14 protein-coding genes are annotated in these 15,513 nt (G+C 68.3%); 8 read left to right on the forward strand and 6 right to left on the reverse strand.

Features of this window, described 5'->3' with window-relative positions:
• Positions 1–8: 8 nt before the first annotated feature.
• The 6 genes from AC0662_RS22525 to dnaA form a co-directional block, all read right to left on the reverse strand.
• On the reverse strand, positions 9–1,352 hold the full coding sequence (locus AC0662_RS22525) for a hypothetical protein (protein WP_478302955.1): 1,344 nt from the start codon (positions 1,350–1,352) through the stop codon (positions 9–11).
• A 68-nt stretch (positions 1,353–1,420) separates the two neighbouring features.
• On the reverse strand, positions 1,421–1,984 hold the full coding sequence (locus AC0662_RS22530) for a DciA family protein (RefSeq protein WP_478302957.1): 564 nt from the start codon (positions 1,982–1,984) through the stop codon (positions 1,421–1,423).
• Positions 1,977–3,116: a DNA replication/repair protein RecF gene (gene recF / locus AC0662_RS22535; protein WP_452196356.1), complete on the reverse strand. Its 1,140-nt coding sequence runs from the start codon at positions 3,114–3,116 to the stop codon at positions 1,977–1,979. The genes AC0662_RS22530 and recF overlap by 8 nt, the downstream gene beginning before the upstream one ends.
• Before the next feature lies 1 nt (position 3,117).
• Positions 3,118–4,038, reverse strand: a complete 921-nt coding sequence (gene gnd / locus AC0662_RS22540) for a phosphogluconate dehydrogenase (NAD(+)-dependent, decarboxylating) (RefSeq protein WP_452196355.1) — start codon at positions 4,036–4,038, stop codon at positions 3,118–3,120.
• 26 nt (positions 4,039–4,064) lie between these two features.
• Positions 4,065–5,210, reverse strand: a complete 1,146-nt coding sequence (dnaN, locus tag AC0662_RS22545; protein ID WP_478302959.1) for a DNA polymerase III subunit beta — start codon at positions 5,208–5,210, stop codon at positions 4,065–4,067.
• A 463-nt stretch (positions 5,211–5,673) separates the two neighbouring features.
• Positions 5,674–7,377, reverse strand: coding sequence for a chromosomal replication initiator protein DnaA (gene dnaA, locus AC0662_RS22550; protein ID WP_478303429.1), 1,704 nt, complete (start codon positions 7,375–7,377; stop codon positions 5,674–5,676).
• Between the two features lie 2,187 nt (positions 7,378–9,564).
• Here dnaA and rpmH point away from each other — a divergent pair.
• From rpmH to AC0662_RS22590, 8 genes are all read left to right on the forward strand, one after another.
• Positions 9,565–9,702 (forward strand): 50S ribosomal protein L34, encoded by a 138-nt coding sequence (rpmH, locus tag AC0662_RS22555; protein WP_130386492.1) that lies wholly within the window; start codon positions 9,565–9,567, stop codon positions 9,700–9,702.
• A 26-nt stretch (positions 9,703–9,728) separates the two neighbouring features.
• Positions 9,729–10,079 carry a ribonuclease P protein component gene (gene rnpA, locus AC0662_RS22560; protein WP_452196353.1) on the forward strand — a complete coding sequence of 117 codons (351 nt, stop codon included), beginning with the start codon at positions 9,729–9,731 and terminating at the stop codon, positions 10,077–10,079.
• On the forward strand, positions 10,079–10,390 hold the full coding sequence (gene yidD / locus AC0662_RS22565) for a membrane protein insertion efficiency factor YidD (protein WP_387771718.1): 312 nt from the start codon (positions 10,079–10,081) through the stop codon (positions 10,388–10,390). The genes rnpA and yidD overlap by 1 nt, the downstream gene beginning before the upstream one ends.
• On the forward strand, positions 10,391–11,617 hold the full coding sequence (yidC, locus tag AC0662_RS22570) for a membrane protein insertase YidC (RefSeq protein WP_452196351.1): 1,227 nt from the start codon (positions 10,391–10,393) through the stop codon (positions 11,615–11,617). It abuts the gene before it with no gap.
• Positions 11,618–11,726: 109 nt separating this feature from the next.
• Positions 11,727–12,251 carry a Jag family protein gene (locus AC0662_RS22575; RefSeq protein ID WP_478302962.1) on the forward strand — a complete coding sequence of 175 codons (525 nt, stop codon included), beginning with the start codon at positions 11,727–11,729 and terminating at the stop codon, positions 12,249–12,251.
• Between the two features lie 10 nt (positions 12,252–12,261).
• On the forward strand, positions 12,262–12,936 hold the full coding sequence (gene rsmG / locus AC0662_RS22580; RefSeq protein WP_478302964.1) for a 16S rRNA (guanine(527)-N(7))-methyltransferase RsmG: 675 nt from the start codon (positions 12,262–12,264) through the stop codon (positions 12,934–12,936).
• 521 nt (positions 12,937–13,457) lie between these two features.
• A complete protein-coding gene (locus AC0662_RS22585) occupies positions 13,458–14,393 on the forward strand; it encodes a ParA family protein (RefSeq protein ID WP_452196348.1) in 936 nt (311 codons plus the stop codon).
• A 130-nt stretch (positions 14,394–14,523) separates the two neighbouring features.
• Positions 14,524–15,507: a ParB/RepB/Spo0J family partition protein gene (locus AC0662_RS22590; RefSeq protein WP_478302966.1), complete on the forward strand. Its 984-nt coding sequence runs from the start codon at positions 14,524–14,526 to the stop codon at positions 15,505–15,507.
• Positions 15,508–15,513 lie beyond the last annotated feature (6 nt).

The following is a 15,513-nucleotide window of genomic DNA, read 5'->3' on the forward strand; positions in this document are numbered from 1 at the left end:
CTGAACGCTCAGGCGGTCGCGGGCGCCGGCTGCTTGGCGGCTTCCGCGGTCTTGGCCTCCGCCGCGGCGGAGGCCTCGGCGCGGCGCTCCGTGCCAACCGAGATGCACAGGTCGAACGCGGCCGCCAGCAGGGCGATCCGGAGCGGCTCGAAGAGCAGGCGCTCGATCGTCGTGGCGATCTCCTGGTTCATCAGGCCCCACGTCTCGCCGTGGATGCCGATCAGCCGCTGGATGCCGACGAACGCCCAGGCGTCGCCGAGAACCCAAAGGGTGTAAACCATGCAGACGACGCCGAGGAACACCGGCCCGACGCGAACCAGCAGCCGGAACGCGTTGATCGCCGGGTAGAACTTCTCCCGCACACCGGCGAGCAACAGGTCCGGCGCCTTGTACGTCAGCTCGACGATCCGGCCACGCGGAGCGGCCTCTTGTTCGGCTTGTCCACCGAGCCGGCGCTCGATCCGGGTACCGCGGAAGACGCCACCGCTGGAGAGCACGCGGTGCCCGAAGACGACCGTGGTGATGGCCAGCCAGGTCAACGGCTCGGCGACGCCCAACTTGAACAGCGGCCAGAGCGAATCCCAGAAGAAACCCCACAGGAACTCGATACCGGCCGGAATCGGGATGTGGATGTTCGCGAAGAAGCCCTTCACGCCGTCCCACCAGTCCACCGACCAGTACCAGAAGCTGCGCTTCTGAAACCACACCTTGCCCTCGGCGATCGCGTACGGCGTGATCACGAAGGTCAGCAGCACGAAGAACGACTCGGCCCAGACCTGGGTGAACTTCACCGGCCGGCTCGGCCACCGGTCGTCGACCGCCTGCAGCACGCGGCGGAGCACCAGCAGGATGATGAGGGCGGGCAGGTAGTTGTGCCAGCTGTGGATTCCCACCTTGAAGAACCCGGAGCCCGGCTGGAGGCCGTTCTGCACCAGGTACGTCGCACTCAGCTGGTTGACCTGGTCGTCGAAGAATCCCCACGCCGACCACACGGCGACCAGCGGCAGCAGCGTGACGGCCAGCAACTCCAGGAGCCCGCGCTGCGTCGGGTCGGAAGTCTCCTCGGCCTCGCTGCTCGCCGCGTCACGCCAGCGATACAGCGACATCGCACACGTCCGGATCATGCCGACGGCGGCGGTGATCTGCAGCAGTACGCCGACCGCGAACAGACCCGTACCGAGACTGGAGTGTGCGTGCTGGGCCAGCCAGATCGCGCCCTGGGAACACACCGTGAACCCCGTGAAACCGGCGACCCACCAGATGGTCATGGGCAGGAGGTTCTTCCACCAGAGCCGGAACGTATCCCCGATCAGGTGGACCATCTCGCGAAAGCCGTCAACGAGCGTGCGCATCGCGCCTGATCCTAGGGGAGGGCCGGGTCGCGACCTAACTCGATCCCGGACTCGATCCCGGACTCGCCTCAGCCGTAGGTGTCGCGGGGGCCGCGGCCGCCGCGGACGGTGCGGGGGCCCTTGCGCCAGGAGGGGGCGTGCGGGCCCTGGACCTTGACGCTGGTGACGGTGCCTTCGCCGAGTTCGGCGTTCAGGCGGCGGACCAGGTCGGGGGCGAGCAGTTTGAGCTGCGTGGCCCACGCGGTGGACGACGTACGGACGCTGAGGACGTTGTTCTCGTACGACTCCGGGGTGCAGTGCTCGGCCATCTCGGGGCCGACGATCGACGGCCAGCGGGCCATCACGCCGTGGACCGCGACGTCGACCTCCCAGCCCTGGTCGCGCATCAGCCGGCCGAGCGTGTTGGTCAGCTTCTGCGGGTCGCGGTCGTCGGGGCGCGCGCTGCTGATCTGCGCGCCGTCGATCCGCGGCCGACGACGGCGCTTGACGGGCTTGATGCCGCCGGCCGCGGCCTGCTGCTTGAGTCGTCCGGCCAACGACTTCGCCAGGTCCAGCCCCTGCTTGTCGTGCTCCTCCTCGACGGGGAGCTCGCTCTCCGGGCCGCTCTGAGAGGAATCTGGGGGTTCAGACACGCTGAACGACCCCCTCACCCACCTCGAAGCGCGCACCGCTGAGCTCAGCGGGCACGTCAGCGCCGACCGCCGCGGTCACCAGCACCTGCTCGGCCGGCGCGACCAGCTCCGCCAGCCGGTCCCGGCGTTGCGAGTCGAGCTCGGCGAACACGTCGTCGAGGATCAGCACCGGTTCACCCCCGTCCGCCCGCAGCAGTTCGTACGACGCCAGTCGCAGCGCGAGCGCGAACGACCAGGACTCACCGTGACTCGCGTACCCCTTCGCAGGCAAGTCCCCGAGCCCGAGAACCAGATCGTCGCGGTGCGGACCGACCAGCGAGACCCCGCGGTCCAGCTCGTCCGATCGCTTCTCCCGGACCGCTTCGAGCAGGATCTCCTCCAGCTGCTCCCGGGACGCGACACCGGGCTCGAGCAGCACCGACGACTTGTACTCCAGCCGCGCGTCACCCTTGCCTCGGGCAACGGCGTCGTACGCACTCGAGACCAGTGGACGCATCGCTTCGAGCAGCTCCAGGCGGGTCGCCAACAGTTCGGCCCCGGAGCGGGCCAGGTGCGAGTCCCAGACCTCGAGGGTGCGCAACTGCCCCTCGGCGGCACTCGTGCGGTTCTGGCGGCGGGCCTGCGAGGCGCTCCGCAGCAACGAGTTCCGTTGCTTCAGCACCCGGTCGTAGTCCTGCCGCACGCCGGCCATCCGCGGCGCCCGCAGCGTCAGCAGCTCGTCGAGGAACCGGCGTCGCTCGGACGGGTCGCCCTTCACCAGGGCGAGATCCTCCGGCGCGAACAGCACGGTCCGCAGCAGACCGAGCACTTCCCGTGGCCGGGGGACCGGCGAACGGTTGATCCGGGCCCGATTTGCCTTCCCAGGATTGATTTCCAGCTCGACGACCACGTCCCGGTCGTACTGGCTGCGGATCTCCGTCCGCACGATCGCGCGGGTGGCACCGGCACGCACGAGCGGTGCGTCGGTCGCCACCCGGTGCGAACCGAGCGTCGCGGTGTAGTGGATCGCCTCGACCAGGTTGGTCTTGCCCTGCCCGTTCGGCCCGACGAAGGCCGTCACGCCCGGGGCGAGCTGGACCTCCGCCTGCTGATAGGACCGGAAGTCGAGCAGACCCAGGGCGGTGACGTACACCTCAGTTCTTGGGCGGGGTCGCGTACGACGGGTCGGCGGCCTCGGCACCCTTCACGGCGTGCCCGCCGAACTGGTTCCGCATCGCGGCGATCGCCTTCATCGCCGGCGAGTCCTCCTGCCGGGACGCGAACCGCGCGAACAGCGCGGCCGAGATCGCCGGCATCGGTACGGCGTGGTCGATCGCGGCCTCGACGGTCCAGCGGCCCTCGCCCGAGTCGTCGGCGTACCCGCGGATCTTGGCCAGGTGGCTGTCGTCCTTGAGCGAGGCGACCAGCAGGTCGAGCAGCCAGGACCGGATCACGGTGCCCTCGCGCCAGGACTCGAAGGCCTCCGGGACGTTCTCCACGATGTCCGCGGCCTCGAGCAGCTCGTAGCCCTCGGCGTACGCCTGCATGATCCCGTACTCGATGCCGTTGTGGACCATCTTCGAGAAGTGCCCGGCGCCGACCTTGCCGGCGTGCACGAAGCCGAACTCGCTCTCCGGCTTCAGCGCCTCGAAGATCGGCATCACCACGTCGACGGTCGCCTTGTCACCGCCGCACATCAGCGCGTAGCCGTTCTCCAGGCCCCAGACACCGCCGGAGACACCGCAGTCGACGAACTGGATGCCCTTCTCGGCGAGCTGCGCGGCCCGGCGGGTGTCGTCGGTCCAGCGGCTGTTGCCGCCGTCGATCACGATGTCGCCGGGGGACAGCAGCTCGGCCAGCTCGGTGACGACCGGGTCGATGGCCTGCACCGGGACCATGATCCAGACCACCTTCGGCTGGTCGGCCGCGGTGAGCTTGCCGACCATGTCGGCCAGGTCCTTGGAATCGGAGATGTCCTGGTTGTGATCGAACCCGACCACGGTGTGGCCGGCGTTGCGGATCCGCTGGCGCATGTTGCCGCCCATCTTGCCGAGACCGACAAGGCCGAGCTCCATCGTGAATCCCCTTGTTCTGTTGGTGTTCAGCTGTTCAGGCGGACCGGCATCAGCACGTAGCGGAACTCGCTGATCGGATCGCCGTCGAAGTCCCGCACACCGGTCAGTTCGGCCGGCTTCGTCGCCTGCGTGAAGGCCAGGTGCGCGACCGGCGTACCGATCGCACCGAGACCGTCGAGCAGGTACGTCGGGTTGAACCCGACCGTCACCGGGTCACCGGTGACCCGGGCCTCGAGCGACTCGGACGCCTGGGCCTCGTCGCCGCTGCCGGCGTCGAGCGTCACGCTGTCGTCGTCGAAGGTCAGCCGGACCGGGGCGTTCCGCTCCGCGACCAGGGCGACGCGCTTGACCGCCTCGACCAGGGTCGCGGTGTCGATCCGCACCCGGGTGGCGATCGCCGCGTCGGTCGGGATGATGCCGCGGACCTTCGGGAACTCACCGTCCAGCAGCCGGGTGGTGGCGCGCCGGTTGCCGCCGGACACCTGGCCCTCGAAGCCGACGATGCCGTCACCGGTACCGGGCGCGGCCAGCGAGACGATCACGTCCGAGCCGGTCATCGCCTTCGCGGTCTCGGACAGCACCCGGGCCGGCACCAGCGCGGCCGCGGACGCGTCGGGGGACTGCGGGTTCCACTCCAGCTCGCGGATCGCCAGCCGGTAGCGGTCGGTGGCCAGCAGGGCGATCGTGGAGCCCTCGATCTCGACCCGGACGCCGGTCAGCACCGGAAGGGTGTCCTCCCGCCCGGCCGCGGTCACGACCTGGGAGACGGCCTGGGCGAAGACGTCGGCCTTGACCGTCCCGCTGGCGGCCGGAAGCTCGGGCAGAGCCGGATATTCCTCTGTGGGAAGCGTCTGGAGCGTGAACCGCGAGCTGCCACAGGTGACCTGGGCCTTCGCTCCGTCCACGGCGACGTCCACCGGCTGGTTCGGAAGGCTCTTGGAGATATCAGCGACCAGCCGGCCGGAGATCAGGCACTTACCGGCGTCCGCGACCTGCGCGGGCACGGTCACCCGGACCGAGGTCTCGTAGTCGAAGCCGGACAGGGTGATCTGCCCGTCCTCGGCCTCGACCAGAAGGCCGGCAAGGATCGGGACGCTGGGGCGACTGGGCAAGCTGCGCGCGGCCCAGGCCACCGACTCGGCCAGTACGTCGCGCTCGACGCGAAACTTCACCGCTGGGTGCCTCCTGATTCGGCTGTGTGCCAGGCAGATCCTGCCACGGACAAGTGTGCTCTGCGCCATTCGGGCCTGACGTGGCGCTTCGGGCGGGTCGCGTCGGCGTCGTACCGGTCCGGCCGTGGGCTGCTGCTCACGACCTTCCAGAGACAGCCTGACAGGTCCCGCAAGCGGGCGCGAGGCCGGGGTTTTCCCCAGATCGAGCCGCTCGTTCGTTTTGTGGACTGGGAACTCTCTACAGATTCCATAGGGTTCTTAGCACCGGTGGATAGTGTGGAAAAGCGGCGTCTTCCCAGGTCAGAGGCCGAATTGCCATGTGGACGGCGTGTGGACGGCCACCGCTTCGTCTGAGGACGACCGTGGACGAAGAATTCTGTCCCCACAGCCAATCCACACGACAGACCGAGGTATCCACGGCAATACCCCCAGTTTTCCACAGCTGTGTCCCCAGCCTGTGTGGCTACTGCTGCTTCGCTTGGTGCTTGATCCGGTTGGTCAATTCGGTGACCTGATTGAAGACGCTGCGCCGCTCCGACATCAGTTGCCGGATCTTCCGTTCGGCGTGCATCACCGTGGTGTGGTCGCGGCCGCCGAACTGCTGACCGATCTTCGGCAGCGAGAGATCGGTCAGCTCCCGGCACAGATACATCGCGATCTGGCGGGCGGTGACCAGGACGCGGCTGCGGCTCGAACCGCACAGGTCGTCGATCGACAGACCGAAGTACGACGCCGTCTGGCCCATGATCATGCTCGCGGTCACCTCGGGCTTGCTGCCCTCGGGGATCAGGTCCTTCAGCACGATCTCGGCCAGGCTCAGGTCGACCGGCTGCCGGTTCAGGCTGGCGAACGCCGTCACCCGGATCAGCGCGCCCTCGAGCTCACGGATGTTCGTCTGCACCTTCGACGCGATGAACTCCAGCACCTCCGGCGGCGCGGTCAGCCGCTCGGTGGCTGCCTTCTTCCGCAGGATCGCGATCCTGGTCTCGAGGTCCGGCGGCTGGATGTCGGTGATCAGACCCCACTCGAACCGGTTCCGCAGCCGGTCCTCCAGTGCCTCCAGCCGCTTCGGTGCGCGGTCGGAGCTGATCACGATCTGCTTGTTCGCGTTGTGCAGCGTGTTGAAGGTGTGGAAGAACTCTTCCTGGGTCTGGATCTTGCCTTCCAGGAACTGGATGTCGTCGATCAGCAGGACGTCGACGTCGCGGTACCGGCGCTGGAACTGGGACGCCTTGTCGTCGCGGATCGCGTTGATGAAGTCGTTGGTGAACTCTTCGCTGGAGACGTACCGGACGCGCGCCCCGGTGTAGAGACTGCGGACGTAGTGCCCGATGGCGTGCAGCAGGTGGGTCTTGCCCAGACCGGAGTCGCCGTAGATGAGCTGCGGGTTGTACGCCTTGCCCGGCGCCTCGGCGACCGCGACCGCGGCCGCGTGCGCGAACCGGTTCGAGCTACCGATGACGAAGGTCTCGAACGTGTACTTCGGGTTCAGCCGGGCCTCGCCCTGCGCTTCGGTCGCCGACTGGGTCGGCGCGGAACCGTTCGGCGGCGGGGCGACCGAGCCGAGCGGCTGACCGAACGGGGCCTGCTGCTGCGGAGCCGGCTGCTCGTAGTGCTGTGGCGCCGGGGGTTGGCTGTACTGCGGTCCGTTGTCCGGATCGGTCAGCGCGGACTGGATCGTCGGCTGGTACGCGCCGTCGGTGCGCAACGGCTCGCGTACGGCCGGTGGCTGCTGCTGAACCGGCTGCTGTACATGGTGTTGCGGCATCTGCTGCATCTGCGGCGGCTGCTGCTGTACCGGGGGCTGCGCGTACTGCTGCGGCTGTTGGGGCTGTTGGGGCTGCTGGCGTTGCTGCGGCGGTTGCGGCGCGGCCTGCTCGCGGACCTCGGGGTCGAGGGACGGGTCGACGGTGACGGCGATCCGGATGTCCCGGCCGAAGCTCTCGGTGAGGATCCGCTCCAGGTCCGGACGCAGCCGCGTCTCGAGCTGACCACGGGTGAAGTCGTCCGGTACGGCGACGATCGCGGTGCTCTCGTGGAGCGTGACCGGACGCGAGTTGGTGAGCCAGGCGCGCTGGTTCGGCGGGAGACCGCCGAGGACACGGCTCCACGCGTCACCCAGATCCGTCACCGGCGCTACCACCTCAGCCACCGGCTGCTGCTGCACCTGCTGAGGCACATGCTGCTGGGGGGTGTGCTGCTGCGGCGCTTGCTGAGGCAGGTGCTGCTGGGGCATCTGCTGCTGTGGGATCTGCTGAGCGGCCGGCTGGTGCGACGGCTGCTGGTGCGACGGCTGCTCGTGTGAGGGCTGCTGGTACGACGGTTGCTGAGGCACGTGCTGCTGGGGAGCGCGCTGTTGGTGGGTCGGCTGTTGAGGAGCCGGCTGTTGAGGAGCGTGGTGCTGGAGCGGCTGACTCTGGAGCGGCTGGTCCGGGAGCGACAGGTGCTGGACCGGTCGCGGGGGCGCGGGTTGCTGGGGAGCCGACTGCTGGGCAGCCGGATAGTGGTGAGCAGACTGCTGAGGCACGTGGTGCTGGACCGGCTGCTGCTGGACCGGCGGCTCCTGCTGGACGGGCTGCTGGTGAGGGGCCGGTGCCTGCTGCTGCGGAGCGTGTTCCTCAGGCGCCTGCTGCTGAGGGGCAGCTGACTGCTGCTGCGGAGCGGGCTGCTCGGGCACCTGCTGCTGCGGCGGCTGCTCAGGCACGTGCTGCTCGGACGGCTGCTGGGGAGCCTGCTGGGGAGCCTGCTGGGCTGTGTGCTCGGGAGCCGGCTGGTGCTGCTCGGGGAAGAGCTGCTCGGCGACGTGCTGCTCAGGCGCGTTCTGCTGCGGAGTGTGCTGCTGCGCAGGCTGGTGTTGCGGCGTGTGCTGCTCAGGGGCGTGCGGTTGTTCTGCGTGCTGCTCCGGAGCGTGCGGTTGCGAGGCGTGCGGTTGCGAGGCGTGCTGCTCAGGGGCGTGCTGCTCAGCGGTGTGTTGCTCGGGAGCGTGCTGCTCTGGAGTCTGGTGCTCAGGGGCTGCTGTGGGCTCGGGCTGAGGGTTTTCGGTGGACTGCTGCTCCGGCGTGGTGCTCTCCGGGGCGGTGTGCTCGGCCGCGCTCTGTGGAACCGACTGGCGGTGATCGGTCGACCACTGGTCCGTGGCTGCGTTGTCCACACGTGCATCACCCTCGTTCGGTCCGGGGCTCACACTGTTCCCAGTACCCCGTTCCGGGGGTCCACCCCACACTCTGTTGTTTTCACCGGGGTGGCGGTAGTTCCCGACAGTCGGCGCCGCACCGAAGTACGACGTACCGGCGGGGGACTGTGGTGGGCCGGACGGGAGATCGGTGGCGGCGCGCTCGAGCTCGGAGCGGTAGCCGTACGGACCCGGGGGCGGCGCGGGCCGGTAGCCGGCGGCCGGGGGCTCGGGCATCGGGATCGGGAGCGAGGGGGCCAGGTAGTCGCCTGGGTCGAACCGCGGCGCCGGGGGCTGCGGCTCGCGACGCAGCCCCTCCGGCAGTTGCTGGGGAGCTTCCGGTCGCGCCTCGGTGCGGGGCTGCGGCTCGGGAGCGGGCGGGACCTCGGTCCGGAAGTTCGCCTCGGGCTCCGGGCGGATGCCGGCGTCGGGCTCGGGCCGCAGGTCGTGCTGTCCGCCGACGGAGCGATCCGTCCGGTAGTCAGCTGGCGTGTAGTCCGCCGGTGTGGATTCCGCACTGGCGGAATGGTCCTCGACCACGCGTTGCTCCCCGAATCTATCGCTGCGGTGGCCGGCGCGTTCCAGGTGAGGACCCGGGCGGTGCGACCGTTCGACCCCGACACCGTGCGGCCGGTGAGTCGTTGTGCTGTTGGCTCAGCGCGGTAGCTGTGTCCGCACTCGGCATCCACAGTGTCCACATGGTTGTCCACAGATGTGAACGACTGCTGTGGCCCGTTGGTTACCGATTGCGGGATGTAGGACCTCTGGTGTGAGGAAGTGACGCTAACAAGTCCGCCCACACAGCTTCAAGCCGTCATCCACAGGCTATGAACAGCAAAATGGGGGCAACCTGCGGCGTGTCGGGTGGACGCCGGAGCGTAGTCATGGTGCGTGATCGCTCTCCGTCGCGGCCCGGTCCGGACAGTGACGAGTACGGTGTCCACCAGTTACCCACTATCCTGTCCACAAGCCTGTGGAAAAGTCTGGGGACACCTGGTTTGACCTGTCCACAGGCGGCCACGTACCGTGGATCGGTCGGTGTTGAGCCGGCCGTTTCGTGCTGCGCTCCCTGCGGAATCCTCAGCTGGTTCTCCGACGGTGTGCAGGACTGCACCAACGGGCAGATCCTGATCAGTGGATTTGTCGACAAATTTGTGATCTCGAGTAACCGGAGTCATTCCAGTGAGCAAGCGGACGTTCCAGCCGAACAACCGTCGTCGGCACAAGAAGCACGGCTTCCGTCTTCGGATGCGTACCCGTGCGGGTCGCGCGATCATCGCCGCCCGCCGTGGCAAGGGTCGTCAGCGCCTCGCGGCCTGAGCGACCTTTTCGACGGTGACCACCTCGTGTTGCCTGCATCGAACCGGCTGCGCCGGTCCGATGACTTTCGTCGCGCCGTCCGGTCCGGGCGGCGCGCAGCGCGGCGCGCGGTGGTCCTGCATGTGCTGGCGCAGGGCGACCAGGTCGACCACGTCGACCCGCCTCGGGTCGGATTCGTTGTGAACAAGGCGGTGGGCAACGCGGTTCTGCGGAACCGGGTCCACCGCCGTCTGCGTGCTGTCCTGGCCACGCGGCTCCCCGATCTGCCGGCCGGCAGCCTGACGGTCGTCCGAGCTCTCCCGTCGTCCGCCGCGGCGTCGTACGACGAGTTGGTCGCGGACGTCGACGGTGCGCTGCGCCGGTTGCTGAAGTCATGATGCGGTTCAATCCCGTGCGGAGCGGGATCATCGGTTTTCTGAAGCTGTACCGCCTGCTGATCAGCCCGCTGTACGGGCAGGTCTGCAGGTTCTACCCGAGTTGTTCGGCGTATGCCTTGGAAGCGGTCGAACGCCACGGTGCGGTGCGCGGTAGCTGGCTGGCGGTGAGGCGACTCCTCCGCTGCCACCCGTGGAACCCCGGCGGCTACGACCCCGTTCCACCCAGAGATGTCGACCAGCGCGGAGATTCGATCTCCGCCAACCAGCCCGGATCGTCGGCCGACGCCGGGCCTGTGCAGCGAGGTGTGTGAGTGACTCTTCTGGCCATCCCCGGGCTCGCGGTGTGGGACGGGATCGTAGACCTGTTCAACACTGTCATGACGCCGCTGTACTGGGCCGTTTCGGCATTGCTGGTCGGGTGGCACTGGCTGCTCAGCCACGTGCTGGATCCGAACGGCGGTTGGGTCTGGGCGCTGTCGATCGCCGGTCTGACCATCGTCATCCGGACCATCCTGATCCCGCTGTTCGTCCGGCAGATCCGCTCCAGCCGGAACATGCAGTTGCTGCAGCCGAAGATGAAGGAGCTGCAGAAGAAGTACGGCCATGACCGGGAGAAGCTCGGTCAGGAAATGATGAAGCTGTACAAGGAGACCGGGACCAACCCGTTCTCCTCGTGCCTGCCGCTGCTGCTGCAGTCGCCGATCTTCCTGGCGCTGTTCCGGGTGCTCGACTACGCGGCCAAGGGCCAGGCACACAGCCCGATCATGCAGCCGTACGTCTCCTCGCTGCAGCACGCGAAGATCTTCGGCGCGGAGATCTCGCAGACCTTCCTGAAGGCCAGCGGCCCGGGCGCGGCGAACGTCAAGGTCGTCGCGATCGTCCTGATCATCCTGATGACGGCGACGATGTTCACCACGCAGCTGCAGCTGATGCGGAAGAACATGCCGAAGGAGGCCCTCACCGGCCAGGCCGCGCAGATGCAGAAGATCATGCTGTACGTCTTCCCGATCTTCTTCCTCATCGGTGGCTTCAACTTCCCGATCGGTGTACTGATCTACTGGTTCGTCTCGAACCTGTGGACGATGGGCCAGCAGTTCTACGTGATCCGCCGCAACCCGGCTCCGGGTACGCCGGCGTACGACTCGATGCAGGCCCGCAAGCGGGAGCACAACCTGCGCCACGGCCGTCCGGCCGACGAGAACGTTCCGGGCACGGCGGGTGCCGCGACGGACACCGAGACCACCGACCGCCGGCCGGCCCAGCGCCAGCAGCCGAAGCGGCAGTCCCGGAGCGACCGGAAGACCGGCCCCGCGACGAGCGGCTCCACCGCGACGAGCAACGGGCAGACGTCGTCCGACTCCGACTCCGACTCCGTGCAGGACGCTCCGCAGAAGCAGGACGCACCCAAGAAGACTCAGGCCGGCGCTGCCAAGAAGCAGCCGGCCGGCAAGAAGGGCTCGGGAACGAAGCGCCAGCCCGCGGCGAAGTCGGCCGCGCAGAAGAAGGCGGCGCAGAAGCGTTCCGGTGGTTCGCGCTGACGCAGCGCGCACCGGTTCGGCTCGTGCTTGTGCAGGAACCTGATTTTGAACTACGAGGTCCCCGTGGGGCGGATCTCGACATCGCGAAGGACAGTGTGAAGGAGTCGCCGTGACCGACGGCATGCAGAACACCGAGGCGGCGGAGGAGTCTGCCGGTCCGAAGAACTCCGCTGCGGACCGGCTGAAGGCGCTCGAGGCCGAGAGCGACATCGCGGCCGACTACCTCGAGGAGTTGCTGGACATCGCCGATCTCGACGGCGACATCGATATGGACGTGGACGGCGACCGGGCCGCGGTCTCGATCGTGGGCGCCGAGCTGAACAACCTGGTCGGTGAGAACGGCAAGGTCCTGGAGGCGCTCCAGGAGTTGACCCGGCTGGCGGTCTATCGGGAGACCGGTGAGCGGTCGCGGCTGATGCTGGACGTGTCGAACTACCGGGCCAACCGGAAGGCCGAGCTCGAAGAGGTCGGTCGCAAGGCGGTTGAGGAGGCGAAGGCCACCGGTACGCCGGTGCGGCTGGACCCGATGACGCCGTTCGAGCGGAAGGTCGTGCACGATGTCGTCGCTGCCGCCGGCCTGACGTCCGAGTCCGAGGGCGAGGAGCCCCGCCGCCGCGTGGTGGTGCAGCCATGATCGTCCGCCCGTGACCGACAAGGTTTCACGTGAAACGCCGCCGCCGCTCGTGGAGAAGTTGTTTCCACGGGCGGCGGTCCGGCTTTCGGCGTACGCCGATCTGCTCGCGACCGAGGGCACGCTCCGGGGACTGATCGGGCCGCGCGAGGTACCGCGGTTGTGGGATCGGCACCTGCTGAACTGTGCTGTGGTCGAGCAACTGATTCCCGAAGAGGCAACGGTCGCCGATGTCGGCACCGGCGCCGGCCTGCCGGGGATCGTGCTCGCTATCGTTCGTCCCGACCTCGACGTGGCGCTGGTCGAGCCGTTGCTGCGACGCACCACCTTCCTCGAAGAAGCGGTCGCGTCCCTCGAGCTCGACAACGCGACCGTGGTCCGTGCCCGGGCCGAGGATCTCCCGCCGGCGTCGTACGACGTGGTGACCTCTCGGGCCGTCGCTCCCTTGGAGAAGCTGGCGCGTTGGTGTCTGCCGTTGTGTGTCGAAGGCGGACTGATGCTGGCGATGAAGGGGTCCTCCGCGGAGGAGGAACTGGACTCGTCAGAACGCGCACTGGCGAAGCTCGGCGCAGAGCTTTGTCATATTCACCAACTCGGCGGCGATGAACTGGCTCATCCGACGACGGTGGTGAGTATTGTTGCCGGACGTGCTGCAGGGGGATCCCGGCACGGAAGACACGGGAGGTGAGCGGGTTGGTGAGTCGTGCCCTCGGATGGCCCGAGAAGAGCAGTGGAGAGCCGAGACCGTCGCAGGGCATCGGCTGGCCGACCGAATCGGACTCCGCTGTTCGCGTGGTCACCCAGGAACCGGCTCCCAACACCGCCCCCGCGCCGGCGCCCCCGGTCCAGACTTCTTCTCCTGTCCAGCCCTCGAAGCCGGTCGTGATCACTCCGCCGATCGACACCTCGGGGCTCCGAGCGGCCGCAGCGGCCGGTCTCGACGGACCAACCGCGTCCGACCCGTCCGCCGTTTCACGTGAAACGGCGGACATGCGGGATGATGGTTCCGGGCCCGATTCGGCGTCACTGGTGGACGTCGAGCCGGACCTTTCGGAGTCTCCACCGCCTGTGGATGACCACCGCATGAAACTGCCCCTGCACACGGGAATTCGTCCACAGAAGCCTGTGGATGGAGCTGGGGGTAGACCCGCCCCGACCCCTACAGACATCCTCTTCGGGCCAAGTCCCGCACCTATTGGAATGGGCGCTATGACTGCCGCACAGATCGCCGCGCGGGCCACGTCGGACGAGCTTCAGCGACGACTTCTCGAGACTCCGATCGCCGCCGCGACCGAACGGACCTTGCTGGTGAATGAAGGACGCACGATGGGCCGCGAGTTCCCGCTGCCCGCCCAGACCCGAGTGTTCGTCGTCGCCAACCAGAAGGGTGGCGTCGGCAAGACCACCACGACGGTGAACGTCGCCGCCGGCCTCGCGCTCTACGGCGCGAAGATTCTCGTCATCGACCTCGACCCGCAGGGCAACGCGTCGACGGCGCTCGGCATCGATCATGCCGAAGGTACGCCGGGCGTCTACGAGGCGATCATCGAGGGCGAGCCGCTCAGCAAGCTGATCCAGCCGTGTGCCGAGCACCCCGGCATCCAGGTGATCCCGGCGACCATCGACCTGGCCGGCGCGGAGATCGAGCTCGTCAGCCTGGTGGCTCGGGAGAGCCGGCTGAAGAGTGTGCTCGAGGCCTACCTGGCCGAGACCGAGACCGCGGGGGAGAAGTACGACTACGTCTTCATCGACTGCCCGCCGTCCCTCGGCCTGCTGACGGTGAACGCCCTGACCGCCGCGCGCGAGGTGCTGGTCCCCATCCAGAGCGAGTACTACGCGCTCGAGGGCCTGTCGCAGCTGCTGCGGCACATCGACATGGTGAAGTCGCACCTGAACCCCGGTCTCGACGTGTCGACCATCCTGCTGACCATGTACGACGCCCGCACCAAGCTGGCCGGCGAGGTCGCGGCCGAGGTGCGGGGCCACTTCAAGGACGCCGTACTGCGGACCGCGGTGCCGCGCTCGGTGCGGATCTCGGAGGCGCCGAGCCACGGGCAGACCGTGCTCGCGTACGATCCGGCGTCGGCCGGTGCGCTCTCGTACCTCGAGGCGTCCCGCGAGATCGCGATGCGGAACAACGCCTGAACACGCAGCGCGGTGTGGCACCGTTTCACGTGAAACGGGACACGGGGGCCGGTCGCAGCGCGACGGGGTCCGGATGGCGATGTGGTAGGTCAGCAGTAGCTCAGCAGGATGTCGACTTCGAGGGAGCGCGATGAACACCCGACTCGGACGCGGACTTGGCGCGCTGATCCCCAGCTCGCCGGCACCCGGCACCACGACGCTCGGCAGCAAGTCGAGCTCGATCCCGGGCGCGCCGCCGGCTGCTCCTGCGTCGGAGCCGCAGGGGGCGCCGGCGTCGACGGAGCCGGAGCTGGCCGCGGTTCCGGGCGCGTCGTTCGCGGAGATCGAGGTCGAGAAGATCTCCCCGAACGCGAAGCAGCCGCGCAGCGTCTTCGACGAGGAGGCGATGGAGGAGCTCGTCCACTCGGTCAAGGAGATCGGGCTGCTGCAGCCGATCGTCGTCCGGCGGCTCGAGGACGACAAGTACGAGCTGGTGATGGGTGAGCGCCGCTGGCGGGCGACGCAGGCGGCGGGCCTGACGACGATTCCGGCGATCGTTCGGGACACGCAGGACGACGCGATGCTGCGGGACGCGCTCCTGGAGAACCTGCACCGGAGTCAGCTGAACCCGCTGGAAGAGGCCGCGGCGTACCAGCAGATGCTGGACGACTTCGGGTGCACCCAGGAAGTCCTCGCGACGCGCATCGGTCGGTCGCGTCCGCAGATCTCCAACACGCTGCGGCTGCTGAAGCTGCCGGCTTCGGTGCAGCGGCGGGTCGCGGCCGGTGTGCTGTCGGCCGGGCACGCTCGCGCGCTGCTGGGGCTCCCGAGTGGTGACGCCATCGAGCGACTCGCGCAGCGGATCGTGGCGGAGGGCCTCTCGGTCCGGACCGTCGAGGAGATCGTTGCCCTCGGCGACATGAACGGTGACGACACCCCGGCACCGCGCCGGCGGAACAAGCCGGTCGCGCCGCGGCTCGTCGACCTGGCCGATCGCCTCTCGGACCGCTTCGAGACGCGCGTCAAGGTCGACCTCGGCAAGACCAAGGGCAAGATCACCGTCGAGTTCGCATCACTGGACGACCTCGAGCGGATCGTCACCCTGATGGACCCGAACAAGATGAACAACGACTGACGCTAC

It is taken from the genome of Kribbella sp. NPDC043289 (assembly GCF_056436705.1).